The organism is Paenibacillus lignilyticus (assembly GCF_017942085.1).
Taxonomy (GTDB): Bacteria; Bacillota; Bacilli; order Paenibacillales; family Paenibacillaceae; genus Paenibacillus_Z; species Paenibacillus_Z lignilyticus.
In genome coordinates this window covers 36,707-62,698 of record NZ_JAGKSP010000013.1, presented here as the reverse complement: position 1 = coordinate 62,698, position 25,992 = coordinate 36,707, and the positions used below count along the sequence as shown (strand labels likewise).

Genomic DNA, 25,992 nt, shown 5'->3' with positions numbered 1-25,992 from the left:
CTTCATCACTATAATTAGGTAAAATCTTAAGACAGTCAGTCTCCATCACCTCAGAGAAGCACTAAACAGATAGAGGAGCGGATCACAATGCGCAGCTGGTTTAAGGCGGAAGATAAGGCATCCCGGTACAAGGTTGTATTTGACAAACCTCCACGGCAAGAACCGGATGACAATGTCGTTGACGGGCCGATCATCGGGAATGGAGATGTGCGCGTCGTTGTCAGCGGCGAGCCTGAGCGGCAGCGATATTGGATATCCCGAAACGATTTGTGGAAGCCCAAACGAATGCTCCCCGGCGGAAGTTCTTGTTTGTTTGGAGGTATGGATATCCTTATTCCTGCCCTGAAGGACAGCTCGTACTACTGCGAGCAGCAATTGTATGAAGGGGAAATGCTATCGATTTTCACTTCGAAATCGACCATTGTAACTATGCGTGCATGGGTGGCGGCTATGGACAACGTACTGATCGTAGAGCTCTCCTGCGAAGGTCAACCGGTTTCGGTTGGCACCGAGTTATGGGCGCAATCCTGTCATGGGTCGCACACGCAGCAAGGACTGGCAAACCGGGTCGACTGGATTTCCCGGCAATATTCGGGGTGGGATCCGGATTGTTCTACTCAAAGCAGTCTGGCGGTACATGCTTTGACGGATACAGGCAATGCATTCATGCTGCGGGAGAAGCGTCCTGCCATTATAGTCCTATCCGCGCTTACCAGTTCTGATACGGAGAATTGTCTGAACGGGGCGATTAGGAGTGTGGCAAGAGCAAGCCGTTCGTCTATCGCATCCCTTAGAGAAGTTCATAATCAATGGTGGAGCGCGTTTTGGGCACAATCCGCTATGGAAATCGAGGATATGCTGCTGGATCGGCTTTGGCATGGATCCCATTACACAACCGCTCAATTCGAGCATCTTCGTGCCGGCGGCGCGTTTCTTGTTTCCGGCGTGTAGGCCAATGGAGAAACGTTAGATTCTCGAAGAGCCGAAATCCTGCCCAATAAGGCCTCCACGATTCGTTAGAAACGAGAAGACCGACCCGAACGATCAGACCGACCCAAAATTCGGTCGACAATAGCTGCAATAGGACGTGGAGCGAGAAAGGGCAGCTTGAATAATGAAAATAAGTCTGCAGCTTTATCAGCCGCAGACTCGCTTGTGCTATCCCAGAACGCCGGTGTTCAGAATCTTAACCTTAATGTTCGGCTTAATGATGAGCTTCGGATACTGCGCTCGAAAATTCATCCCTTTATAAAGGATCGGATGATACGCTGCCAGCTCATGACTGATCTGTAAGTAATCGCAATTTGCCTTTTGCAACGTCGCGATAACGTTAGATGCCTTCGAATTGAGATCCGCTGCGATTGCCTTCTCCAAATCATTGAGCATCTTGTCCGTATGTTTCTTGTCGTTAAATCCATCCTCGACTAATTTGACATCGAGTTTGAGCGAGATATCAATTTCGCGAATGTTTGTCTCATCGTGAATCACATGCAGATCGTGCTTAACGCTCTGAACGAAAGCCGTATATACCTTACCTTCGATATGTCCGATGAGCGGTTGGTTTTTGCCTTTAGCTTCATGCATGAGGCAAGCCAATAGCGTATCCTCGTTATTGAGATTGACCCCGGTATACTTCCCTTCGCGAAACAGTGCGGTACCGGCAAGACGCGCCTCGTCCCCGCTGGGCTCAAACAGGTTCAGTGCGAAGTCGTTTAGGAACCCCTCTCCTCCCAGTATATAGTCAAGCAATTTGTTGGAAGGGATTCTGCCACGGTTCAGTTGACCGTCCAATAAACCAACCAAATATTCAGGTACGGTCTGCTGTTTGATTTTCTTCTTCGACAACAGCTTCGACAGGTCACCGTTATATACCGCCAGATAGGCATACAACGGATTCGTAATAAATTGGCCGGTGGCATTCAAATAGTTAAGCGGTTGATCTTTGGCGAATTTTGGCGTAATGAGATACAGCCTGGTCTCCTGTACGGTTAGGACACCTGGCATAGTGTGGTTGGTTTGAGTTACGGCATCGTAGAGGCTGTCGCCTGTTGCGCTGACATAGATTCCGGATGGTTTGCCCCCTCCAAGATTGGCCTCTTTTAGCGTGGCAATAATATAACTCACATTGAGTTTCTTACTATCCTGGGTGTAATCGACCCCGACAACATCGACGAAAAGCTGCCTCTTCAGCTGTACCTGATCCCAGCATCCCGTAAGCAGCAGGCAGATCATCAGCGCCGCAATCCCTTTCTTCATGTTTTGCTCCTCCCAACGCCCCGAAGCCCGGAAATAATGAGCAGAATGATCGGCAAAGCGACGATCATGAATACGGACAATAGGTCCTGTATCGTTGCGAGCCGGTTAATAGCGCTGCTTCTCTTCAAGAAGAAGCTGCCGATGAAACATGCGCCGGTTATAACCAAGACCCAGACCTTCTGCTTGCCGAGGCCGCGTCCCCGGAGATGCATAAACGCTTTCGCCGCCATGAAGAAATACACATAAACCGTATCCGAAACCATACACAAATAGAAGATCAGAAACAAGATATCTATGCTTTGCAGGATCTCAATGCGGTAGTTCTTCAGGATAAACACGATTGGCTCGGGAATAAGCGTGAGCTGCTTTAAGCTGAACATCGTGGAGCAGATGAGAGAGACGGCCACATAATAGATGATTGTGCAGGCGTTCGCGAGCGTCATCGCAAGCAGCAGCTTCTTCTTGCTCTTCGTCTTTACGTACGGGTAAGCGTAAAGCAGCAGATCGTAGCCGACATAGGCCGTGAATGCGGTGTACACGCCTTTCATAACCGGAGACCAGCCGTTCGGCAGGATGGGCAGCAAATTACGTGCGTCCATCCCGTAGAGCCCGCTAAAACCAATGAGCAGAAAACCAATGACAGGAAGAAGCATGAAAGATTGAGTGAGATTCGCGAGCTTCAGCAGTGAGGAAGTCGCCGCATATCCGGTGACGATCAGCAGCATCAAAATCAGCACCCATTTTGGTGTGAGTATAAACAGCCAGCGAGATAAAAGTTCGACATAAAGCATGATCAGCAAATACCCGGAAAGCGTGTAGTAGCATCCATATATCAAATTAATGCAAGCTCCAAGCGGTCTGCCGATTATGGAAGACGTATAGGCAAAGAAATTCCGCGCCGGATATCGGCTGCCAAGCCACCAAATCAGTATGATGCCGATCTGCGCAGTCAGTCCGGACAGCAATACGGCAATCCAAGAATCATGCCCTGCAATGCTTGCTTCCGCATGCGGCAAGGACAGTACTTCAAGCCCTATCTGGGCCATAAAGATGAGCGTGAACAACTGCCTTCCGCTGATGCCTTCTTCTTTGATCATCGTTTCCATCCCCTTGGATTTCGCAGCCTGATTCGGTTACCCGGCGCTGTATCTGCAGGCCTTCCACGTAAATTCCAAATCGGAGCTCGAATCAACGTGTCCTTCGCATCGCCGAATGAGAACGGAGGCGTATAGTAAGGATATCCCATCGTATCCAAATGGCAGAGGTGGATGCAAACCATGACGAAGAAGAAGGCGAGCCCAAATAAGCCGAACTGTGCGGATAACAGCAACGCCGGATAACTTAGCAGGCGCATCGCGCTGCTCATTTCGTAAGAAGGTACGATAAAGGAGGCCAAGCCCGTTAAAGCCGCGACGATGACCATCGTATTGGATACCAAATTGGATTGCACGACGACGGTCCCGATCACGATACCGCCAACGACGCCGATGGTTTGGCCGACGGGACTGGCCAGCCGGATCGTCGCCTCTCGTAATATTTCGAGCAAGAGCATCATGGCAAGCGCCTCGAATACCGGAGGGAATGCGACGTATTTCAGCGAGCTCTGCAGCGTGTTGACGAAATTAATGGGAAGCAGCTGCGAATTAAAGGCACTGACCGCGACATAAAGGCCGGGCAAACCAATGGTAATAAAGAAACAGCAAATGCGTAATAGTCGAAAGATGGAGCCCAATAACCAGCCAATTTGATAATCGTCCGCGCTTTGGAAGAACGACCAGAACGATACAGGTAAAATAAGGGTATCCGGCGACCCGGCTCCAGCGACGACGACCTTGCCTTCCATGAGATACGAACGCGCGCGGTCAGGCCGTTCCGTAATTAGCAGCTGAGGAAATAGGCTGTATTTCTTCTCCCGAATCAGCTCATCGAGAAAACCCGGTACCTCTACATAGTCAATATCAATGCTTTGAAGCCTTCTGTCCAGCTCTTCAACAATCGCCGGCGTTGCAATAGACTTGAGGTACATAACTGCCACTTTTGTCTGAGAGATCCGCCCGAGCGTATAGGTTTTGACGATAAAGTCCGTAGAGTTGATCAGCTTGCGCATCAGGTTCAGATTCGTATCTAAATTCTCAATAAACGCTTCGTTCGCGCCGCGAAGAACCCGCTCATTGGTCGGAATATTGATGGAGCGCTCCTTCTTGAGATCCGCGCCGAGCAGATAAAGCTTGTCCTCTCCATCGCGCTGCATCACGGTTTTGCCATATATGATCGCTTGAGCCGCATCCTCGAATTGATCGGTTTCGGCGTAGTCGAGAATGGAAACGACATCCTGAATCTTCGCCTCCGGACGTTGAAGAAGCGGTTTCAGAATGAATTCTTGAACGACGCCGGAATCAATCAGCGTATCGAAATAAAACAAACGAAACTCCGATTCCCCGATAAACAGCCGTTTCGATTGAAAGTCGCTTTGTTCGGCGAAGAGCTTCTTGAGATAGGACTCTGATTCTTCTACGGATGGGCTTAACTTCACAATTTCTCCCTCCTCACGCATCGTTTTTTCTATAATTTCACCTATAGATGGTAAAAGTATGCAATCGGGAGGCTCGAGACACGCCGTTTATTCACGTGAATTTTACTTACCTGCGAAAGGGTATTTCGCCTTGTTTATCGAATGAACAAGGGTAGGTAAATATTAACAATCGGCGCGAAGGTGAAATGGATATGGCAAACAGCATTCTGTTTAAAATATTGCTTCCGGTTCTGCTTGGGATTATTTCGTTGTCATCCATCTATTTAGAACGGACGGCTTATCCTATCTTCATGATTGCTGCGGGGATTGCCGTGTTTCTGTCCATTAACCTCATGCGGAATTCGACCAAGCAAATCTATATTCAAATTGCATGTTTAATTGTGTTTCATTGGCTGAGCGAACTGAATTGGTGCCTAACTCTCTATGTGATCGAACTCATCCGACTTCTGACGCGCAGTGAAACGATGAAACATAGTTACTACCACGCACTTCTGTTAATGGGGTTATACAGTCTGGTGCGGTATACGTATTCGGAAATAAATGATTACTCCGTATTAGTTACGTTATCTGACATTGCAAGCGGTTTAGTCCTTGTGGCCATGATTTGGATCATAAAGACCAAACAAAAGGAAAAAGAGGACCTGCAGAAAAAGAACGACGAGCTGTTGAAAAGGGATGTTCTTACCGGGCTGCTTAATTACCACGAATTCCGCAATGAATTAAACCGAATGCAAGAGCGCGGCGACTATTGCTTGATTATTATGAACTGCCAGGATTTGCGAGTCGTCAACATCCAGCATGGGTTTGAGAAAGCCAACAATGGGCTGAAGGAGATCGCCGGACAGTTAACCGTACATTTCGGCTCTTCGAGCGTATCCCGTTACGGCGGGAGCGAATTCGCAATTGCGATGGCGTTTACCGATCAACAAGCTGCAGAAGATTATGTGAAGCATGTCATCGAAACCATAATCGAACAGTCATCCCATTTAGATATCATCTATGATTATGCGTTTTCAAATGGACGCTCGACGAATGAAACGATAGAGGATGTTGAAGATCAGCTGTTTCTTCAAAAGAAAGAAGCTTGGTTGAAAAGAGACGAGCACTTCTTCCGTTCGGACAAGTTAAAGGTAATTGGCGAGCTGGCGGCGGGAATGGCCCACGAAATCCGCAACCCGTTGACAACGATAAAAGGGTTTCTGCAGCTGGCCTATCAGCACGGCTATAAGGATATCGACAAATACCACCCGATGATCATGGATGAAATTACGAGGGTTAGCGAGCTGACGTCCGAGTTTCTGCAATTCTCCAAACCCAATCTCACCCAAATGAAAACCGAATCGATCCGCTCCTGCATGGAAAGGGCGCTCTCCATCATGGGCACGGAAATCGAGAGAGAAGGGCATGACCTCAGTGTCGATTATCCCGAACCTCCCTTATATGTGTTGATAGACAAAGATAAAATCGTGCAGGTACTCGTTAATTTGTTCAAAAACGCAATTGACGCGATGGACGAGATCGGGAAGATCGGCGTTAAGATTTACGGAAGAGACAACGGCGTATTCATCGAGTTGTCCGACACGGGAAAAGGGATGTCCGCAGATACAAGAGCAAAGCTGTTTGAACCTTTCTATACGACAAAAGCCCACGGGACGGGGCTTGGTTTGTCCATATCGCATAAGATCGTCCAAGATCATGGCGGACGAATGGAAGTGGCGGAGACGAGCTCGGCGGGGACGGTATTTGCCATCCTGCTGCCTGCGGCAGCTTCAATAAAATCCGAATAATCGATCAAACCATTATGAAAGAGGAGATGTATCCTACTATGGCAATACCTGTTCCGTCAACGCGAGTGGCGAAGTTCGAGAACGGACCCCGTGTGTTTACGAACGTCACCGGCAGGGTTTCCGCGGTACGTTGGCTCGATAACGGTGAAGAGCTGGCTTTCACGCATGATGCGGCTTCCGGTTTGTTATGTTTCCATGCAACAGGGTATCCATATGGAGATAACTTTGTTGTGCGGGTAGCGGTTATTTCTGGATAAGCGTGAGCAGAACGCTCCATAACTTGTTCGTAACAATCCTTCCTAGGTTGCGACTAACTTCAATAAAATATGCACCGAATAAAGTTGGCCGCCTCCTGTAAAGGCGGCCTTTTTGCGTTCCGAAATCATGATTTGTTCGCGTTTAATTGTAACCACCAAAAATAATTTAAATAGTTACTTGCTATCCCTATTGGATCATGGTATAGTACGTCTTGTAACTTGTTAAACAAATTTAGGTGGTTACAAAAAACTCAATTAAAAGGAGATTATATAGATGACACAACAAGCTAAGAACGCCATTCGCCCGTTTCACGTGAACATCCCGGAAGAGGAACTTATCGATTTGCGCAATCGCATCAACGCGACAAGATGGCCTGAGAAGGAAACGGTCTCCGATCAATCGCAAGGCACGCCGCTCGCGACGATGCAAGAACTTGCTCGTTATTGGGCTAACGAATACGATTGGCGCAAAATCGAGTCGAAGTTAAACGCCGTCCCTAACTTCATTACCGAAATCGACGGTCTGGACATTCACTTCATTCATGTTCGTTCGAAGCATGAGAACGCGATGCCGATTATCATTGCGCACGGATGGCCGGGTTCGATCATCGAGCAAATGAAGCTTATCGAACCGCTTACTAACCCGACGGCGCATGGCGGTAACGCAGCAGATGCTTTCCATGTCGTGATACCATCGATGCCTGGCTATGGTTTCTCGGGCAAGCCGACCACGACCGGCTGGGATCCCAAACGTATCGCACGCGCTTACGGAGAGTTGATGACTCGCCTTGGATATGAGAAGTATGTCGCACAAGGCGGAGATTGGGGTGCGGTCGTCGTCGACATGATGGGCGTTCAGGAACCCAAAGGCTTAATGGCTCTGCACACCAACATGCCCGGCGTGATTCCTGCCGACGCGGACGCGGCCATCTGGACCGGTAATCCGCTGCCAGCCGGTCTCTCGGACGAAGAGAAGAGAACGATCGAGCAAGTTTGCGAAAATAAATTCTATTATGCCTTCATAATGGGAACCCGTCCGCAGACACTGACGGGACTTGCGGATTCGCCCGTCGGTTTGGCAGCCTTTATGCTTGATCACGACTGGAAGAGCCTTGCCTTAATCGCCAGATCGATCGACGGAATTCAAGAAGGCCTGACGCGTGACGACGTTCTCGACAACATCACGCTCTTCTGGCTGACGAACACCGCGATTTCTGCGGCTCGTCTCTATGCGGAGAACGGTAAAGCCGGTATCTCCTTCTTCGGTGTCAAAGGCGTCAACCTCCCGGTTGCCGTAAGCGTCTTTCCGGATGAGCTCTATGAAGCGCCGAAGAGTTGGACGGAGAAGGCATACCCGAATCTGATCCATTACAACAAAATGCCTAAAGGCGGGCACTTTGCGGCCTGGGAGCAGCCAGAGCTGTTCACTTCGGAGCTTCGCACGGCATTCAAGTCGCTGCGTTAATCGATCATTTGGAATTTCGAACAGACGAATACCGGAGGGATACGAATGAGTGATATGAGGATGGAAAATGATAATCGGAATAACCCTTTAGAAACCGAAATCGCAATTTTCGCAGGAGGTTGCTTCTGGCACATGGAGGAGGCTTTTCAGAAACTCGATGGTGTCTCTACGGTATACGCCGGATATACGGGTGGATTAATGAAAAATCCGACGTATCAACAAGTTGTTTCTCATGCAACGGATCATCTCGAAGCGATCGAGGTGCATTATGATCCAAATGAGATTACGTATAACGAGCTGCTGGAACATTTCTGGAAAAACGCCAACCCTGCGGAATCCGCCATTTTCTATACAAGCGATGAACAAAAGGAACTGGCTGAACGATCCCGAAAGTACATTGATAAACGCATTGGCAAAGTAACGAAAATTGCCGCTGCGACAACGTTCTACCAAGCGGAGGAAGAACATCAGGACTATTACCAAAAAAACGGTTTCGCTTGTTTAGTGAACAAAGTCTGGCGGTTGGGGAAATAACAAACAGCTCGGCCGCAATCGAGAAACAGCAGTCGTAAGTCGACTGCTGTTTTTTTTTGCGTCATGTCACACATGGAGGTCTTCAATCGTTATATCCGTGTAACACCGAGTAAGAAGGAGATCGAGCCTCATCTCGATCCCCTTTTCAATAGTAGAAGTTAACTAATAGGAGGAATTGGAATGAAAATTGTAGTTATTGGCGGAAGCGGACTTATTGGATCCAAAGTTGTGAAAAACCTTCGTGAGCTTGGTCATGATGTAGTGGCGGCATCGCCATCCTTAGGCGTCAACACGATTACAGGCGAAGGGCTGGCTGAGGCGTTGGTCGGCGCACAGGTTGTCGTCGACGTCTCGAACGCACCTTCATTTGACGACGAGCCCGTAATGGAATTCTTCCAAACGTCGAATAAGAATCTTCTTGCTGCTGAAGCAGCGGCAGGAGTAAGCCATCACGTGGCACTGTCGGTCGTAGGAACCGAGCGCCTTCTCCAAAGCGGGTATTTCCGCGCCAAAATGGCGCAAGAAGAGCTAATTAAAGCTTCTAACATTCCGTACACGATCGTCCGTGCGACGCAATTCTTCGAATTTATCGGCAGCATCGCCTATGTAGCTACCGAAGGAGATACCGTTCGTTTGCCTTCCGCCCTTACGCAGCCTATGATTTCGGATGATGTTGCAGCCGTAGTAACGGATTTCGCAGTGGGATCGCCTGTGAATGGCATTGTGGATACGGCCGGCCCGGATCAAATTCCGCTCGTCGAACTCGTTCGACAGTTCTTGAGCGCAACGGGAGACCCGCGTCAAGTGATCACAGATGAGAATGCGCGCTATTTCGGTACAATAGAGGTGAATGATCAATCTCTTGTTCCGATCGACGGCAACGCACGCATTACGGAGACTCGTTTCCGGGATTGGCTTAGCCGTACCACCTCTCAGGGCTAATTGAATCTGGTTTAATGTAAAGGAGCAGATGCCGCGGCAGCTGCTCCTTTATGTTTATTTGGAGAAATCAGGAAATAAAGGTTGACGGCGAAATGAACGCATGATAGTATAATCCACATAATAACAAAGTAATCTCATCGGAATAATTTAATATCAACCGGACAACCGGAGACCACGCTTTAACAAAGGCGCTGAGTCTCCTTTTTTGTTGGGAAAAACGACTGGATAACCAGAGGTTCAAGCCGCTAGCTTACTTGATTGATTGATGAGATGAATACGAGGTCGACCGTTCAACCGGAGACACAACATGTACCCTATGTTGTGTCTTTTATTTTACCGTAAGGGAGCATTCGTGGATGGAATACGTTGACAGCGAGGCCGCTCTGCAAGAGGCTAGAGTGCTGCCCCATAAGAAGCCCGTTAGGCGCAAATTAAAGCTAGTGAGGTATGTCTGGTTCAATCGTTACCTGTATTTGATGCTGGTGCCGGCACTCGTTTATTACTTGATCTTTCATTACATCCCGATGTACGGGGCAGTTGTTGCATTCAAGGATTTCAGCATTACGAAAGGAATACTGGGCAGCGATTGGGCCGGCATGAAGCATTTCGAGTACTTGTTCTCCCAGGATAAGTTCTGGCAGGTGATCAAAAACACGGTAATCATCTCGCTTTACCGGCTTACCTTCGGGTTTCCGGCACCTATTATCGCTGCCCTGCTATTGAACGAGGTCAGGGCGAAGGTGTTCAAGCAGACGATACAGACGATCATTTATCTGCCTCACTTTATTTCTTGGGTGATACTTGGCGGCATTCTCATTAATTTGCTTTCCACGGACAGCGGCATCGTTAACAACTTGATTAAGCTGTTCGGAGGTACGCCGATCGGATTTTTGAGCGATGAATCTTATTTCCGCAGCACGCTTGTGTTCTCGATGATTTGGAAAGAGTTCGGCTGGAACACGATCATCTACATGGCAGCCTTGGCCGGAATCAGCCCGCATCTATACGAAGCGGCGGTCATCGACGGGGCAAATCGATTCCAGCGGCTTGTGCATCTGACCATCCCGCTGATCCGGAGTACCATCGTGCTCATTCTCATTCTTCGGCTGGGCGGCATTATGGAAGCCGGCTTCGAGCAAATCTTCGTGCTCTACCATCCTGGTGTATACCGCGTATCGGATATTATCGACACGTATGTATACCGAATCGGCTTAACGGATGGCAGATTCAGCCTTGCGGCAGCGGTTGGTTTATTTAAATCCCTGATTAATTTCACTCTGCTCGTTCTGGCAAATTGGCTTTCCAGGAAGATGGGAGAACAGGGCGTTTACTGATACGGGAGGGAGAAATATGCAATACACCGGCAGGGCAGGGAAGCTTTTCAACTCGTTTAATGTGGTATTTCTGACTATCGTAGCCATCGTTACGGTGTATCCATTCTGGGATACGTTCGTTGTATCGATCATTCCGCTGGAGGAGTACCTCGGTTCCAGCATTCATCTTTTTCCCAAAGCCATCACATTCGAAGCGTATACCTACTTATTCTCAATGAATGAATTATGGAAGTCTTACGGGGTGACGCTGTTCATCACGGTTGTGGGAACGGCGCTTAATATGATCCTCACGGTGCTGGCGGCCTATGCCCTGTCGAGGCCCTCACTTAAGGGGCAGCGCGTTATCATGTTCCTGCTTGTATTTACGATGATGTTCAGCGGGGGTATTATTCCAACCTATCTGGTGGTCAAGGACCTAGGCATGATGAACTCGGTATGGGCGTTGATCATTCCGAGCGCTCTCAATACGTATAACCTGATTATTATGAAAAACTTCTTCTCTTCGATGCCGGATGGTTTGGTGGAAGCAGCCAAGATCGATGGCAGTAATGACCTGGGGATTCTGTTCAAGATTGTCATTCCTTTATCGATGCCGGCCATTTCCACGATTACGCTCTTCTATGCCGTAACGCGGTGGAATGATTTCTTCAACGCGATCTTCTTCATCAGCGACAAGGAGCTTTGGCCGTTGCAGCTGTTCTTGCGAAGCATGCTGTTCGAGAACGAATCGTCCTACTCGGGAGGCGGCGACAGCATGTTCCTCCTTGGGCCGTCCATCAAGATGGCGACGGTTATGGCGGCTTCCATTCCGGTCATGCTCATCTATCCTTTTTTCCAGAAGTATTTTATCAATGGCGTCTTGATTGGCGGGGTCAAGGAGTAATTCCTTCACTATAAAAAAATGATCAAACGGGAGGAAAGAGAAATGGTTGAGAGGAAAGGATTAACGATGAAAAAATGGGTGATCGGTCTGGCGGCGGCAGCGCTGATCGTAACGGCGGGCTGCTCCAATAAGCCGGACTCCAACGAAGCGAGTACGACCAACTCCGGTTCCGCTGCGGAAGAGCCGTATGAACTCGTGTATTTGACCACCGGGGATCAAGGAGCGAAGCCGTTGGTGCCGAACGATCGCATTATTGCGGAGATTAATAAGCGGCTGAACATCAAGCTGACGATCAAGATATCGCCGGAATTCTCGTACGACAAGATTAACGTGGCGATCGCGAGCGGGGATCTTCCTGACGTTGTGACCACGCAATATCCGTCCTCATCCGTTTCGCAATGGATCAAAGAAGGCATTGTGGTTCCGCTGAACGATTACTTTGACAAACTCCCCACAATCAAAGCCAAGCTCGACAATGGCTTACAATGGACGGCCGTCGACGGAAAATATTACGGATATCCCTTCGTAAGCGGCATGGAAAAGTCGAATTACACCGTTCAATTCCGCCAGGACTGGCTGGATAAGCTGAGCCTGCCGCATCCGAAAACGCTGGAGGAGTTTCACGATACGCTGAAAGCCATCGTGGAGAAGGACCCGGATGGCAATGGCAAAGCCGACACCTTCGGCTTTATCACGAACAAGCCGATTGCCGGGGACGCAATCACCGCATTCGATTTTGTTCTATATGCGTACGGACTGCCATACGCTGACTATGCCTTGAACGATAAAGGAGAAGTCATTCCGCGCTTCGAAGATCCTGCTTTCAAGAAAGGGATTGAGGAGCTGCGGAAATGGTACGGGGAGAAGCTGATCGACCCCGAATATATCATTTATGACCGGCCGACAAAGGAACAGAAGTTCTTCCAAAGCAAAGCCGGCGTAATGGATGGCCCATTATTCCGCCACGTGAGCCGCGTCGAAGGCAGCTTGCAGCAGGTCAATCCCGATGGGAAGCTCGGTTTCGCAGCGCCGCCGGCCGGACCGGACGGCAAACAAGGGATGGCTACGCGTCCGAAGACCGCTTTGTTCACAGCTGTTACCAATAAGGCCAAGAATCCCGAGAAGGCAGCGGAGTTCATCGAGTTCATGCTGTCCAAAGAAGGCCGCGAGCTGCTGCAGCTCGGCATTGAAGGGGTCCACTACACGAAACAAGGCGATCAAATTACTTATAACGAGGCGGAACGCGAGAAAGACGGGTTTGCTCCGAACGGCTGGAGTCATCCGCTTGCATGGGGGAACGTGACTTGGCCAATCGACGAGAATTACTTGCCGCAGACGGAGAAGAACATCGATCGCGCCATCGAATCGGTCAAAATCGCATCCCAATACTTTGTGCCCAATCTCATTACCCGCAGGACGGATTCTGAGATCGAGTATGGAAAAGCGGTTAATGAAGTGTACAACCAATATTTCGTAAACCTGTTAAACGGCAAGCTTGACGTGGATAAGGGGATCGAAGAGCTCGGCAAAGAATGGCGTCAGGCCGGCGGCGATGCCATCCTGACAGAGATTAACGAAGAATACAAGAATCAAGGCGCAGGTAAATAACCGCAAATAGCGAATAGTGAGGAGAATGTGCAATGGCTGAAACGATTACGACGAACGAACGCCCGCGTCAAATTCCGGACCGCGGTATTAAAGGAGGTCCCCGCATTATTAATCGGCTGCCGGTAGGAGCGGAAGAACAGCCGTACACGCTGTTTCGCGTAAAGCCTTACGGCCCGCTGATCGGAGCCGAAATCGAAGGCGTTGACCTGCGCAATCCCGTATCGCCGGAGCTGCAGAAGGAGCTGAACCGCGCCTTGCTGGAATGGAAAGTGATTTTCTTCCGGGATCAGGACATTACCAGCGAGCAGCAGCAAGCATTCGCCCGATTATGGGGAGAGCTGGAAACCCATCCGTTCCTGCCTCAAGGAAATTCGAATGAGGTCGTACGTTTCGCGAAGAACGATAAAAAGCCCGGGCATGAGAACAACTGGCATTCGGATGTGAGCTGGAGGCTGACGCCCGCGCTTGGGTCGGTGCTGCGTTTGACAGAGGTGCCGCCGCTGGGAGGAGACACGCTGTGGTCGGACCAAGCTGCCGCCTATGATAATTTACCGGAAGAAGTGAAACAGCGAATCGACGGACTCACGGCGATTCATGATTTCACCCACGTCTTCGGGGTAAATCTGGCTCCTGAAGAATTGCAGCGCCGGCAGGAGGAGTTCCCTGCGGCCGAGCATCCGGTCGTACGCACGCATCCGGAGACGGGAAGGAAAACGCTGTTCGTCAATCCGAACTTTACGGTGCGGATCGTCGGCCTGGAACAAGAGGAAAGCGAAGCGCTTCTCACCTATTTGTTCCGCCATTCCCAGCTGCCGGAGTTTCAAGTCCGCTTCCGCTGGGAAGCGAACTCCATCGCGTTCTGGGACAATCGCGCTACTCAGCATTACGCGAATTCGGATTATTTCCCGAACCGCCGCGTAGCGGAGAGGGTGGCGATAGTAGGCGATCGGCCTTATTAAAAATATAAGAAAGTATAAGTTTTACCTTATACCATGCTTATATTTCACCGGAATGAAACGCGCTTCTCCGCCGAAAGGACGGCGACAGCCGTTTCACCTTGGAAGAGAAGAGCCCGCGGGTGACGCGGGCTCTCTTCCATATCATCCGCTTAGGGGAGGAACAAAGGTGACTTATTCGAAGAAGAAACCAAATCTATTGTTTATCTTAATCGACGACATGGGCTGGATGGACCTCGGATGCTATGGCAGCATCTTCTATGAAACGCCGAACTTGGACCGGCTTGCCGCCGAGGGCGTTCGATTCACCGATGCTTATGCCGCAGCTCCGGTCTGTTCGCCCACTAGGGCCAGCTTGATGAGCGGCAAATATCCGGCGCATGTTGGCGTGACCAACTGGATCGGCGGCCATACGACCGGCAAACTGATCGATGCGCCGTACATCCGGCACCTTCCGCTGCAAGAGAAAAGCGTGGCGACCGCGTTGAAGGAACACGGCTATCGGACATGGCATGTGGGCAAATGGCATCTCGGCGGCCGTGAGCATTATCCGGACCGTCACGGCTTCGATGTCAATATCGGCGGCTGCAGCTGGGGGATGCCGATAAATGGCTACTTTAGCCCGTATGGCATTGAGACACTTGAAGATGGCCCAGAGGGAGAATATTTAACGGATCGGCTGACGGACGAAGCCGTAAAGCTGATTCGGCAAAATGACGGGGCGCCATTCTTTCTGAATTTGTGGCATTATGCCGTGCATATCCCGATAGAGGTCAGTGAGAAGCTCACCAAGCGTTTCGCGGAAAAGGCCAAAGCGCTTGGACTGGACCGGGTGGAAACGTTTGTCGAAGGAGAGTTCTTCCCGTGCGAACACAAGAAGCAGTTACGGGTACAGAGGCGCATCGTGCAGTCGGACCCTGCCTATGCGGCGATGATTAATAATCTCGATTGGAATATCGGTCGATTGATAGACGCCTTGGAAGAATCGGGTCAGCTCGATGATACGGTAATCGTGTTCACCTCCGACAACGGCGGTCTCGCAACGGCAGAAGGTTCGCCGACCTGCAACAGTCCGCTTCAGGAGGGGAAAGGCTGGATGTACGAGGGCGGCGTACGAGAGCCTCTCATCATCCGCTCCCCATTCGTTACGAAGCCGGGCAGCGTCTGCGAGGTTCCGGTGACAAGCCCCGATTTCTATCCTACCTTACTGGAGCTTGCAGGGCTTGAACTGCTGCCGGAGCAGCATACGGACGGCGTAAGTTTAGTTCCTTTACTTAAAGGGGAGGAGAGCCTGAGCCGGGAAGCCATCTTCTGGCATTACCCCCATTACGGCAATCAGGGGGGAACACCGGGATCGTCAGTGAGAGAGGGCGATTTCAAGCTCATCGAGTTTTTCGAAGATGGGCGTGTGGAGCTGTACAATCTAAGGACCGATCTATCGGAAGAGCATAATATTGCCGAGCAGCACCCTGAACGAACCGAACGGCTGCGCCGGAAGCTGCATCAATGGCGTGAGCAGGTTCAAGCCATCATCCCCGAAGGTAATCCTGAAGCAGGCGCCGCAGTATAGGGATAGTAGGCTACGCAGGACATATCAAAAACACGCCACCAATGATGGCGTGTTTTTGATGTGCGCTACTCCATGATCCCGTTTTTTTCGATGCTGACTTTAATGCGGGGTTCGATATCGATCTCGGGATAGATATCGTCCCACGTGATGGATTTCCAATAGCGGTAATGATGCGCCTTGATGTGAAGTCCGATGCCCAAGGCATCGCAATTGGCTCGCTGAAGCTGCTTGATGACTTCCTTCGCTTTATCGTTCAACAGTTTCTCCAGTTCTGATGCAACCTTCTTCAGCATCTCCTCATCCGTGTGAACCATTTTGGGGATTTCCACCAGATTGCACGTGAAATCGGCGTTGATGATAGCCTTGACGGTCCCTTTATCGGTCGTGACGGCAATATTGCGTTTATCTCGGGACATAAATAGGGATACATTGGCGCTTAACGCATCGATATATTCCGTGACGGTGAAGTAATCGGGATTGAATTTGGACAGCATGACGAAATTCGCGGATGCTTGGTCGTTCAACTCTCCTGTCATCCGCTTCCCATGCATGAGCGCGAGTCCCTCTAGTTTTACGCGGTCTTTTCCTAGTGGATTAATGATCGGAAGCACGGCGTCGGTACCGCTATTGGTGAACAAGGAAGAGATGAGATACGGCGAAACTTTTGGAATCAAGCCGTTCTCTTCGCTGCTCTGAAGCAAATCGTAGAGGTAATCGCTGATCATTAAGCGATCCGCGACTTTCATCTTCAAGACTTGCCCCGCGGAATCGTTCACGACAGCCATCTTGACATTGATCGGGCTGCGGGCTTCCCGGTAGTATGATTCCAGCGCAGGGTAGAAGCCTTTCTCGGCGAATCGCTTATTGATTAGAATCACGCGAGCTTTGCCAAAGTCTAACTCCTGCGAAACCGCCTTTTTCATTTCCAGGTAGGCTTCATTGACGGTTCTTCCATCCCCAGTAAAGCTTGGCGAGACGATGGAGGATTTGGATTGAACGGCGGACTTAATGGTTGGAATGGTGATCGTGAAGCGAATATTGCCGTTATCGAGTAAGTCGAAGGCTTCAGCCTGTTCGATTCGGATCTCCTTCAATTCGCGACTGTCCCAGCACCCGGTTAATAAGGGCAGGAGGAGGAGCAAGAGGCAGGTTCTTTCGGACTGCGGCTTCATGCTCGGGCCCCGTTCCTACCTGATAGCCATTTGTGTAGATAAACCATGATAAGCATCATCAATAACATCCCGATCGCCGCCGTCGGCACGTAAAGAGCAATGAAGTCTTGCAGTTTCGTTAACTGCGAGACATGCAGCTTCCACGCTCCAATGCTAATTAAGATAAGGGCAATCGCAAGCAGAGACGCAAGTCCGATTCCTTTCCGGGCATTGGCCAGCGCCGTCACCGCGGACTTGAATAGCAACAGATAGGTGGATAAGGAAGTCATGATAAACAGAATCCATATGGTCTGCACCATGAGATCCGTCCGTTCCATGATTTTGAACGAGACCGTTTTGAACTGAAATAGCAGCGGTTCGCGGATGAACCCGATCATCTCGGTACTGAATATGGCCGTGGTCGAAAATGCACTGAGCATATAGACGGCTGTGATCGCGATATTGGCCATTATGGCAATGCGAAGGACCGATTTGGACGGCATCTGAATATGAGGAGACAATACCATCAGGATACCGACGCCGGCATACGACATCATCCCATTCCAAGCTCCGAGGCTGATTTTTTCCAGTCCCGTCGAAAAAACCGGCAATATATAATCCAGATTTGCATCCTTGAGCGTGTAGCAGATTAGCGCGATGAACAGCGGGACGAACGCCATTGCGAATACGGCAAAGCGGGCGAAAACACGGACCGGATGCGCAACGAGAAAGGCGCATCCGCCAACCAGAAGCAGTGACAGCAACCAAGAGGGCGTATTTTCGTACGCCCAAAGATTCGAGATGAAGACCCAATTTGCAAGGGTTTCATAGCTCACGGTAATGGAATAGGCAGCAATCGCCAAGTTGAAAAATCCGCCTAACCAAGGGCCAAGCCGCCGTCGCAGCATCTGGAATACGGTTATGCTCCTGTTCTGTTCGCTGAGCTTCCAAATGACGAGCAATAGAACCAGATTGATTAAACCGCAGAATAGGCAGGCAATCCAACCGTCTTGTCCGGCATCGGCATCGACCGCATGCGGAAGAGATAAGACGCCTAGGCCGAACTGGGCTTGGAAGATCAGGCAGAACAGTTGAATGGGACCGATCGGGAGATTCGCGGTTTTCATCGCTCGAAGCTCCTAACCGGCAGACAATAAGGAACGCCGAAAGGTTCCAAGGCAAGGGCGTGGATCAGGATGCCGATAAACGCGAACGCGATGCCGTAAAAGCCCAGGACAGTTGCTCCGAAAATAAGGAAAAACTGCGCAATCGTCGTTGTCGATCGGAGGTCCATAGACGGAATGGTAAATTTACTAATGGTCGTCAGCGCAATCACCACGATTAGAATATTCGATACGAACCCGATTTGAACGAGCGACTCGCTGATGATGATACCGCCGACGATACCCGTCATTTGAGCGAGCGCTGAGGGTAGACGCAGCGTGGCTTCGGCAATGAGCTGGAAGATGAAAATCATTAGCATCGTTTCAAAGATCGGAGGGTAGGGAACGCTCTCCAGGGAACTTTTGATGCTGAACGCCATTTTGAACGGCAGGACTTCATAATTAAAGCCGACAATCGAGATGTACAGGCTGGGCAGAACGAGGCCGAACAACAAACCGACAACCCTGACCGTCCGCATGAGCATCGATGACCACGTGCCTTGGATCAGGTCGTCCACCGTCAGCATGAACGTATAGATAGAAACAGGAAGAATCAGGCAGGAACTGTTTTGATCGCAAAGCACGCCAATCCTTCCCCGCGCCAGCAGGGCTGAAGCAAAATCGACCCTTTCCGTATTGAAGATTTGCGGAAAGATGGAGAATTTGTTCTCTCGCAATTGCTTGCTAAGAAGTCCGGGATGCAAGTCGTGCGTGGATGTCAAGGCGGAAATACGTTTAGCGGCTTCATCGACCATGCTTTTGTCGGTGGTTCCATCAAGCCATACCAAAGCAACTTGCCGATTCGCATTCTTACCAAGCTTGAAATAACGCACGCTTAGCTCTCCGGTGGACAGATGCTTGCGAATCAAATTCAAATTGCTCTGCAGATGCTCCACGAAACCGTCCCGATTGCCGGTCAAGGATCGTTCATTCTCAGGCTCTGCGGGAGAGCGCCTGTAATGCTTGCTGACATCAAAACTGTAGCAGCGATTCGCTGCTTCCTCGCAGATCAGAGCACGGCCGTGAATAAGATCGTCAACAGCTTTCTGAATAGAGGGACAAAGATCTACTTTGGCTGAGGTAAGCAGTTCTTCTAGATCCGGAGAGGTGTTCCCATCTGCGGTTTCACGCCGCAGCTGTTTAAACAGGCTTAGTTCGATTTTGGCGGACTCGCACATCGTTTCCAGATAGATAAGCACGGCTTTGGCTTCGCCGATATTCAGCTCGCGCATCACTAAATCATCGGTATGGTTAAAAGCCTCTTGAATTGAAGCGATTGTAATGGTTGCCATTGGTCGCCACTCCTTCTCTAAGTTAGAGTGGCCAAATTTGGGAAATGAATGCGCCTGAAGGAGGCACCTGATTAAGCTATTGTTTAAGCAAAACATGGCATGCTATGATTGAAGATCATGCAGCAGATATTCCTTCATATAAAGGGTGATCCTCCAACATGCCATTCAAACGAATGATGAAGTCGAACAAATATTTAGTCCGGATTTCATTATGGGTAACATCAGTTATTGTGCTTTCCATATTAATCTTGTCGAGCATCGTCTATTACAATGTTCAACAGAAGGTGCTGCACAATGAATATAAGAACAGCCAGAAGCTTATCAACCAAACGAAATTCAATATGGAGTATTTGGATGAGATGTCGCGCAATCTCACGATGTCCATTTATTACAATAATGATGTTCGGGCACTTATGTATTTGAATGATGATGAGACGTATGATTACATGAACGCGGTCAACGAGCTGAACAGCTCCGTCATTCGCAATAATCCATTCGTTCATTCGGTATATATCTATAACAATAATAAGAACCGATACTACTCGACTTACGGCGAATTCTTTCACCATGATGCGGAATGGGATAAGCTCCTAGCCGCACAGAAGAAACTGCCGGTTTTAAAGCCGATTATCCGAGTTATGTCCCTTGATCCAACGGATCATAAAAAGGGCACCCAGTTGGTGATCAGTTATGTGATGTATGATATGCTCGATGATCAAGGCAATATGGACGGCGCTGTCGTAATCAACCTCAAGCTCGATTGGCTCATGAACAACATTCAGGCAATCAATACCGAGGATTCGAATCCGAACGATCAATTATATATTCTCGATGATAAGAATCATTTTATTCAAGCGGGCTCGACTGCAAGCGAAGAAGGACTAAATCTGCAAAATCAAATTAAAAGCACATACGCTGCGTTGAAGCCAGCGTCTGTTTCAATGCCGAAGAACAGTAACTTCTTTACAATCAAGCAGCAAGGAACGAAATACCTCGTCACTTATATTCCGGTGGAGAAGACGGGATGGGTGCTTTTCAAAACGGTTCCGTATGACGAGGCTTATGGATATGTCCACAATCTAGGGACAAGCATCATCGTCATTACAATTGTCGTACTGCTTGCGGCGCTGGTCGTCTCTTTGTCCATCTCCAGAGGGCTGTATAAACCAATCAAGAATCTCGTGGCGCAAACGAGATCCCATAATAACAGCGGCACTTCGGACGTGTCGGATGAATTTGCGTTCCTGCATGGCGTCTATCAGGATGCCGCAGCACAATTGAACAAGTTTAAAAGCGAAACCAATTCAAATATGCAGATTATGAAAGCCTATTTCCTGCGGAAGCTGCTGCTGGACAGCGATTCGGTTTCCTCCGGCGAGTTCAAACAGGCCATCGAGGAATACGCACTCGCATTCACCTTCGAACAGTCTTTTGCGGTAGCTGTCCTTAAGATAGACGACTACAAGTCATTTATTGAAAATCGGAGCATGGAAGAGAGGGAAGTGCTTCGTTTTGCGGTCTGCAACATCACCACTGAGCTGATCGGGCAGCGTTACAACGTGGAGTCCGTTGACATGAAGCGGGATCATGTTGTAATGATTGTCAGCGGAGATTTCACTACTGATGCTGCGATGGATGGCCTTCAGTACGTAATTAACGAGGCGCAGGTTTTCGTAAAATCCAGCTACAAGCTCTCGATCACAGCGGCAATTAGCGGACATGCAACTGATTATAGTAAAGTCGCAAAAGCCTACATGCAGGCGATTGATCTCTCTTCATATCGATACACGCATGGCCAAATGTCCATTCTCACGTCGGATGTCATTGTATCCGGTGTAAATTTGATTCCCATCGAAGATGTTATGCAGGCGGGAAATCAGTTCATCGAAACAATGAAGCGAGGTGACTTAGCGGGGACGGAAGAGAAGCTTGCCGTATTGTTCCAATTGGCTCGGAAGCTGGAGCACAGCGATATGATGCTTGCCCTGATGTATACCGTAAATCGCGTCAAGAATACGATCTTCGAGATCAACCATTCGCGTCTGAAGCCGGTCAATGTCAATGCTATGCTGCTCAACCGAGAGTTGTTCGAGCTGGAAACGATGGATGAGCTGTACCTGAAATTCATCGAGGTGATCCATGAAGCGATCGAAGGCATTAATGACGGCAGGGACAAACAGGAAAGCATGACGGCGGAAACCATCAAAGATATCATTGAGGCCAATTATGCGAATGTCGGTTTTGGCGGTGCGGAGATTGCAGCCATGCTTCGCATATCCCAGGTGAAAGCAGGCAAGCTGTTCAAAGAGCAAATGGGAATGTCCATCCTGGAATTCATCAATCATGTTCGACTTAGCAAATCGGTTGAATGGCTGGAAAACTCACGGCTTAGCATCAGCGAGATCATTCGAAAAGTGGGCATTGAGAATGAAAGCTACTTCTACAAGATCTTTAAACTGAAGTACGGCTCGACGCCGAGAGAATACATCGCCAAACGAGCCCAAAAGCAATTCTGAGGAAGAAGGCGTTGAATACAGGGGAAATCCCTTGTCATTCAACGTTTTTTTGTATGTTAACACCGGAAAAGTACAGTGAAACGAAAAAGTACAGTGCACAAAAACAGGTCTAACGTTTAGATGCAGCATCAAAAAGTACGCTCCTCGATGCGTCTCCGATCAAAATGAGCAGTATACAGTTTTTTCTCGAGGCAGGTATAGTGAGGTGGTCACATCAACCAAGACGTACTGTCATACTGTGAGGAGGATTGCGGTGGGTTTTATTAAACGGAGACTATGGCATTTTAAACGGAACCGGGCATTATTTTTCTTAAGTCTGCCCGCGCTATTATTTGTTTTCGCTTTCTCGTATTTACCGATGTTCGGACTGGTGATGGCCTTTCAGAATTATACGTATTCCGGTGGCATATTCGGCAGCGATTGGGCAGGCTTCAAGAACTTCGAGTTTTTCTTTAACTCCCAGGATGCGTTCCGAGTAACGCGCAACACGATATTGATGAATGCAGCCTGCATTATCTTAGGGCTGGCAGCATCTGTTGTATGCGGACTTTTATTAGCCGAGATGGGGAAACGTGCAGTTCGTTTCTTTCAAACCATTCTATTCTTCCCTTATTTCTTATCTTGGGTCGTTGTCGGTTATTTAACTTACATCTTATTGAATCCCTCATACGGCGTTATTAATCACGTCTTGGAGTCCTTTCATTTCACGGGGATCGACTGGTACTCCGATCCGAAGTATTGGCCGTACATTCTAATTCTGACGTATCTATGGAAAAATGTCGGGTACACGGCCATCATCTTCTTTACAGGGCTTATGTCTATCGATCCAAGTTATTATGAAGCGGCGCAAATTGACGGCGCATCTCGCTTCCAGCAAATCATGCGAATTTCCATCCCGCTGCTCATGCCGCTAATTCTGCTCTTGTTCATGTTAAACGTCGGCCGAATTTTCTTCTCGGATTTCGGAATGTTCTATTTCGTTCCGCAAAATGCCGGAGCGTTGTATTCCGTCACGGATGTCATCGATACCTATGTCTATCGATCGCTTCGTGTAGTCGGGGACATCGGGATGGCTACAGCGGTTGGCTTGTATCAATCGGTAGTAGGGTTCATTCTGGTGTTGTTCACGAATTACATCGTGAAGCGCGTGAATCCCGACAGCTCGATGTTCTAGTTGAATAGAAACGGATGCATGTTCTATCAAGGAGGTATACGGATGTCCGCAGTGTCATCAATCAAAACGAATCGTTTATTCCAAACCTTTAATATTACTTTCTTCTCCGTGATTTCTCTGGTGACGCTCGTCCCGCTGCTGTATGTTGTCGCGGTATCTTTCACAACGGATGCGGAGATTTCAGCTTCGGGCTATCAATTAATACCGAAACAATTCAGCGGACTCGCCTATTCGTATTTGCTCCAAACGCCAAAAGCCCTATTGAATGCTTATTTCATTACGATTTTGGTTACGATACTCGGGACATTGCTAAGCCTGCTCATGACCTCAACCGTTTCGTACGTCATGACGCGCCGGGATTATCGATACAGCAATGCAACTTCCTTCTATGTCTTCTTCACCATGTTGTTTAATGGCGGACTAGTCCCCACCTATCTGGTTGTAACGAAGGTGCTGCATATTCAAGATACGTTGTGGGTGCTGTTCTTACCTTACGCGGTCAGCCCGATGTTCGCCATGCTCATGAGGGGCTTCCTGAAAGAGATTCCATATGAGGTCATCGAATCGGGGAAGGTGGACGGTGCCGGTGAGTTCAGGATATTCGCTAGCATCGTGATGCCGCTTGCCAAACCGGCGCTTGCAACGGTTGGTTTGTTCTATGCCTTAGCCTATTGGAACGACTGGTGGCTCGCGATGCTCTATATTTCGAATGAAAAGTTGATTCCGCTCCAGTTCATGCTTCAACGGATCATGTCGAATTTGCAATATTTGACAAGCAATATGCAAGCCGGCTTGAATATCGACATGAGCCAAATTCCCGGCGAATCTTCACGGATGGCCATCGCATTGCTTGCCATTGGACCGATGATGTTCGCGTTCCCGCTGTTCCAAAGACATATTGTAAGAGGACTGACGCTGGGAGCCGTAAAAGGCTAAGTGAGAGGATGATTGTACCTACTTCGGTAGTGCAATAGCGTAACTACAAACTAAAGGGAGGCATTACGATGAAACAGAGAAAATGGAGAATGCTGACGCTCATGCTATCGACCCTGATTGTTCTTGGTTCGATTCTAAGCGCATGCGGTTCTTCCGAGAACAAGAATGACAACGCTTCGCAAACGAGCGACAAGGCAGCGTCAAACGGTGGTTCGACAGAAGCGAAATTGGATCCTTATGTGATCAAGTGGTATTTGCCGCAAGGCATATTCCCGGATGCTCCGCAAGTCATCGAAGAAATGAACAAAATTACGAAAGCCAAAATCAATGCGACCCTGGACGTGCAATTCGTAGACTGGGGCAACTATGACCAGAAGATGCAGACGGTGCTTGCGTCCGGCGAGCAGGTTGACTTGATGTTTACGTCGAACTGGACGAACGATTACGTGAGCAACGTGGCGAAAGGCGCTTATCTGGATATTTCGGATTTACTGCAGAAATACGGTCAGAATATTTTGAAACAAGTACCGGAGAAAGCATGGGACGCAGCAAAAATCAACGGTAAATTATACGCTATCATAAATACCCAAGTCGTTGCGCGCAAACCGGGCATGCTGGTGAATGGCGTGCTTCTGGACAAGTACGGCTTTAAAGAGGATCAATTCAAGAAATTGGAAGACTTTACGCCGTTTTTGGAAAAGGTCGTTCAAGGTGAACAGGGTAAATACGCGTTTCGCGTCAAAGGCAACGATGATCAACTTACTTATATCGGAACGGCGCTCGGCTTAGAGTATTTCGGTAACTCCAGTCCTGCGGCAATTCGTATAAACGATCCAGCTACGAAAGTGGTGAATTTGTACGAGACGCCGGAATATATCGGATTCTTGAAGCTCATGCGTGAATGGTACCAGAAAGGCATTATCCGTAAGGATGCTTCCACGATTACGGATACGACGGCGGACGAGCAAGCCGGTAAATACGTTTCGCGAATTGGCGTCATGAATCCGGATAACCCAGCGAATAATGCGAATGTATATGGCGAGGGCAAGGCAGAGAATGTCAAAATGGTGTCCTTCGGCCCGCCATACATGAGTACAGGTTCCATTATCGCAACGATGACCGCGATTCCCGCGACATCGAAGGATCCGGACAGAGCGATGATGCTCTACGACTTGATGTATGCCGATAAAGATCTTTTCAATTTGATGAACTTTGGTATCGAAGGCAAACATTATACGAAAGTAAAAGACGATCTCATTGCCTTGACTCCAAACAGCGGTTATGCCGTTAATTCCGGATGGGAGTTCGGTAACCTGTTCAACGCTTACCGCACGAATCCGGATCAACCGGCATGGATTCCGACAGGGCCTGATATGAACAATTCAGCCGTTTCATCGCCAATTCTCGGATTCAGCTTCGATCCGTCGAAGGTTAAGAGCGAGCTCTCTCAATGTGCTTCCGCAATCAGTGAGTTCTCCTCCGGTTTGGTGACCGGCGCAATCGATCCGGATGTTGCGCTGCCCAAGCTCAACGATAAGCTGAAAAAAGCCGGCATGGAAAAGCTGCTGGCTGAAATGCAATCGCAGATCGATGCGTGGAAAGCCGCAAACGGCAAATAAGTAGTCAAAGGAGCCG

General features: G+C 49.1%; 21 protein-coding genes. 15 read left to right on the top strand and 6 right to left on the bottom strand.

Annotation, left to right across the window (positions count from 1 at the left end; all coding sequences use genetic code 11):
* The first annotated feature begins 87 nt into the window (after positions 1–87).
* Positions 88–951 (top strand): hypothetical protein, encoded by an 864-nt coding sequence (locus I8J30_RS24370; protein WP_210662589.1) that lies wholly within the window; start codon positions 88–90, stop codon positions 949–951.
* A 207-nt stretch (positions 952–1,158) separates the two neighbouring features.
* Here the strand turns inward: I8J30_RS24370 and I8J30_RS24365 are convergent, their stop codons facing one another.
* The 3 genes from I8J30_RS24365 to I8J30_RS24355 are packed head-to-tail and all read right to left on the bottom strand — an operon-like array spanning position 1,159 to position 4,789.
* Positions 1,159–2,256: a Ger(x)C family spore germination protein gene (locus I8J30_RS24365; protein WP_210662587.1), complete on the bottom strand. Its 1,098-nt coding sequence runs from the start codon at positions 2,254–2,256 to the stop codon at positions 1,159–1,161.
* Positions 2,253–3,353 (bottom strand): GerAB/ArcD/ProY family transporter, encoded by a 1,101-nt coding sequence (locus I8J30_RS24360; protein WP_210662586.1) that lies wholly within the window; start codon positions 3,351–3,353, stop codon positions 2,253–2,255. Before I8J30_RS24360 ends, I8J30_RS24365 begins: the two co-directional genes overlap by 4 nt.
* Positions 3,350–4,789, bottom strand: coding sequence for a spore germination protein (locus I8J30_RS24355; RefSeq protein ID WP_210662584.1), 1,440 nt, complete (start codon positions 4,787–4,789; stop codon positions 3,350–3,352). Before I8J30_RS24355 ends, I8J30_RS24360 begins: the two co-directional genes overlap by 4 nt.
* Positions 4,790–4,980: 191 nt before the next feature.
* Here I8J30_RS24355 and I8J30_RS24350 point away from each other — a divergent pair, with 191 nt between their 5' ends.
* The 10 genes from I8J30_RS24350 (at position 4,981) to I8J30_RS24305 (ending at position 16,125) form a co-directional block, all read left to right on the top strand.
* The gene (locus I8J30_RS24350) at positions 4,981–6,576 is read left to right on the top strand and encodes an ATP-binding protein (protein WP_210662582.1); all 1,596 of its coding nucleotides are present in this window, start codon (positions 4,981–4,983) and stop codon (positions 6,574–6,576) included.
* A 38-nt stretch (positions 6,577–6,614) separates the two neighbouring features.
* Positions 6,615–6,833, top strand: a complete 219-nt coding sequence (locus I8J30_RS24345; protein WP_210662580.1) for a hypothetical protein — start codon at positions 6,615–6,617, stop codon at positions 6,831–6,833.
* A 274-nt stretch (positions 6,834–7,107) separates the two neighbouring features.
* On the top strand, positions 7,108–8,298 hold the full coding sequence (locus tag I8J30_RS24340; protein WP_210662578.1) for an epoxide hydrolase family protein: 1,191 nt from the start codon (positions 7,108–7,110) through the stop codon (positions 8,296–8,298).
* Positions 8,299–8,343: 45 nt separating this feature from the next.
* On the top strand, positions 8,344–8,832 hold the full coding sequence (gene msrA, locus I8J30_RS24335; RefSeq protein WP_210662576.1) for a peptide-methionine (S)-S-oxide reductase MsrA: 489 nt from the start codon (positions 8,344–8,346) through the stop codon (positions 8,830–8,832).
* A gap of 180 nt (positions 8,833–9,012) precedes the next feature.
* Complete coding sequence (locus tag I8J30_RS24330; RefSeq protein ID WP_210662575.1) at positions 9,013–9,774, top strand: SDR family oxidoreductase; 762 nt, start codon at positions 9,013–9,015, stop codon at positions 9,772–9,774.
* Between the two features lie 356 nt (positions 9,775–10,130).
* A complete protein-coding gene (locus I8J30_RS24325; RefSeq protein WP_210662573.1) occupies positions 10,131–11,108 on the top strand; it encodes an ABC transporter permease in 978 nt (325 codons plus the stop codon).
* A gap of 16 nt (positions 11,109–11,124) precedes the next feature.
* Positions 11,125–11,991, top strand: a complete 867-nt coding sequence (locus I8J30_RS24320; RefSeq protein WP_210662571.1) for a carbohydrate ABC transporter permease — start codon at positions 11,125–11,127, stop codon at positions 11,989–11,991.
* Between the two features lie 42 nt (positions 11,992–12,033).
* Positions 12,034–13,599, top strand: coding sequence for an extracellular solute-binding protein (locus I8J30_RS24315; RefSeq protein ID WP_210662569.1), 1,566 nt, complete (start codon positions 12,034–12,036; stop codon positions 13,597–13,599).
* Positions 13,600–13,631: 32 nt separating this feature from the next.
* A complete protein-coding gene (locus tag I8J30_RS24310; protein WP_210662567.1) occupies positions 13,632–14,558 on the top strand; it encodes a TauD/TfdA dioxygenase family protein in 927 nt (308 codons plus the stop codon).
* Between the two features lie 166 nt (positions 14,559–14,724).
* Entirely contained in the window at positions 14,725–16,125 is a 1,401-nt protein-coding gene (locus tag I8J30_RS24305) for a sulfatase (RefSeq protein ID WP_210662565.1), read from the top strand.
* A 65-nt stretch (positions 16,126–16,190) separates the two neighbouring features.
* Here the strand turns inward: I8J30_RS24305 and I8J30_RS24300 are convergent, their stop codons facing one another.
* From I8J30_RS24300 to I8J30_RS24290, 3 genes are read right to left on the bottom strand one after another with little or no spacing between them, the layout of a single operon-like run.
* Positions 16,191–17,297 (bottom strand): Ger(x)C family spore germination protein, encoded by a 1,107-nt coding sequence (locus I8J30_RS24300; protein WP_210662563.1) that lies wholly within the window; start codon positions 17,295–17,297, stop codon positions 16,191–16,193.
* Positions 17,294–18,403, bottom strand: a complete 1,110-nt coding sequence (locus I8J30_RS24295) for a GerAB/ArcD/ProY family transporter (RefSeq protein WP_210662561.1) — start codon at positions 18,401–18,403, stop codon at positions 17,294–17,296. Before I8J30_RS24295 ends, I8J30_RS24300 begins: the two co-directional genes overlap by 4 nt.
* Positions 18,400–19,731 (bottom strand): spore germination protein, encoded by a 1,332-nt coding sequence (locus I8J30_RS24290; protein ID WP_210662559.1) that lies wholly within the window; start codon positions 19,729–19,731, stop codon positions 18,400–18,402. Before I8J30_RS24290 ends, I8J30_RS24295 begins: the two co-directional genes overlap by 4 nt.
* A 158-nt stretch (positions 19,732–19,889) precedes the next feature.
* Here I8J30_RS24290 and I8J30_RS24285 point away from each other — a divergent pair, with 158 nt between their 5' ends.
* From I8J30_RS24285 to I8J30_RS24270, 4 genes are all read left to right on the top strand, one after another.
* Positions 19,890–22,247 (top strand): AraC family transcriptional regulator, encoded by a 2,358-nt coding sequence (locus I8J30_RS24285; protein WP_210662557.1) that lies wholly within the window; start codon positions 19,890–19,892, stop codon positions 22,245–22,247.
* 253 nt (positions 22,248–22,500) lie between these two features.
* Positions 22,501–23,421, top strand: coding sequence for an ABC transporter permease (locus I8J30_RS24280; protein ID WP_338044932.1), 921 nt, complete (start codon positions 22,501–22,503; stop codon positions 23,419–23,421).
* Between the two features lie 42 nt (positions 23,422–23,463).
* Positions 23,464–24,357 carry a carbohydrate ABC transporter permease gene (locus I8J30_RS24275; protein ID WP_210662555.1) on the top strand — a complete coding sequence of 298 codons (894 nt, stop codon included), beginning with the start codon at positions 23,464–23,466 and terminating at the stop codon, positions 24,355–24,357.
* 68 nt (positions 24,358–24,425) lie between these two features.
* Complete coding sequence (locus tag I8J30_RS24270; RefSeq protein WP_210662553.1) at positions 24,426–25,976, top strand: ABC transporter substrate-binding protein; 1,551 nt, start codon at positions 24,426–24,428, stop codon at positions 25,974–25,976.
* Positions 25,977–25,992: the final 16 nt, after the last annotated feature.

Coding starts and splice junctions, on each gene's coding strand:
- I8J30_RS24370 (WP_210662589.1), top strand. CDS start 88: ATGCGCAGCTGGTTTAAGGCGGAAGATAAGGCATCCCGGTACAAGGTT.
- I8J30_RS24365 (WP_210662587.1), bottom strand. CDS start 2,256: ATGAAGAAAGGGATTGCGGCGCTGATGATCTGCCTGCTGCTTACGGGA.
- I8J30_RS24360 (WP_210662586.1), bottom strand. CDS start 3,353: ATGATCAAAGAAGAAGGCATCAGCGGAAGGCAGTTGTTCACGCTCATC.
- I8J30_RS24350 (WP_210662582.1), top strand. CDS start 4,981: ATGGCAAACAGCATTCTGTTTAAAATATTGCTTCCGGTTCTGCTTGGG.
- I8J30_RS24345 (WP_210662580.1), top strand. CDS start 6,615: ATGGCAATACCTGTTCCGTCAACGCGAGTGGCGAAGTTCGAGAACGGA.
- I8J30_RS24340 (WP_210662578.1), top strand. CDS start 7,108: ATGACACAACAAGCTAAGAACGCCATTCGCCCGTTTCACGTGAACATC.
- msrA (WP_210662576.1), top strand. CDS start 8,344: ATGAGTGATATGAGGATGGAAAATGATAATCGGAATAACCCTTTAGAA.
- I8J30_RS24330 (WP_210662575.1), top strand. CDS start 9,013: ATGAAAATTGTAGTTATTGGCGGAAGCGGACTTATTGGATCCAAAGTT.
- I8J30_RS24325 (WP_210662573.1), top strand. CDS start 10,131: ATGGAATACGTTGACAGCGAGGCCGCTCTGCAAGAGGCTAGAGTGCTG.
- I8J30_RS24320 (WP_210662571.1), top strand. CDS start 11,125: ATGCAATACACCGGCAGGGCAGGGAAGCTTTTCAACTCGTTTAATGTG.
- I8J30_RS24315 (WP_210662569.1), top strand. CDS start 12,034: ATGGTTGAGAGGAAAGGATTAACGATGAAAAAATGGGTGATCGGTCTG.
- I8J30_RS24310 (WP_210662567.1), top strand. CDS start 13,632: ATGGCTGAAACGATTACGACGAACGAACGCCCGCGTCAAATTCCGGAC.
- I8J30_RS24300 (WP_210662563.1), bottom strand. CDS start 17,297: ATGAAGCCGCAGTCCGAAAGAACCTGCCTCTTGCTCCTCCTCCTGCCC.
- I8J30_RS24295 (WP_210662561.1), bottom strand. CDS start 18,403: ATGAAAACCGCGAATCTCCCGATCGGTCCCATTCAACTGTTCTGCCTG.
- I8J30_RS24290 (WP_210662559.1), bottom strand. CDS start 19,731: ATGGCAACCATTACAATCGCTTCAATTCAAGAGGCTTTTAACCATACC.
- I8J30_RS24285 (WP_210662557.1), top strand. CDS start 19,890: ATGCCATTCAAACGAATGATGAAGTCGAACAAATATTTAGTCCGGATT.
- I8J30_RS24275 (WP_210662555.1), top strand. CDS start 23,464: ATGTCCGCAGTGTCATCAATCAAAACGAATCGTTTATTCCAAACCTTT.
- I8J30_RS24270 (WP_210662553.1), top strand. CDS start 24,426: ATGAAACAGAGAAAATGGAGAATGCTGACGCTCATGCTATCGACCCTG.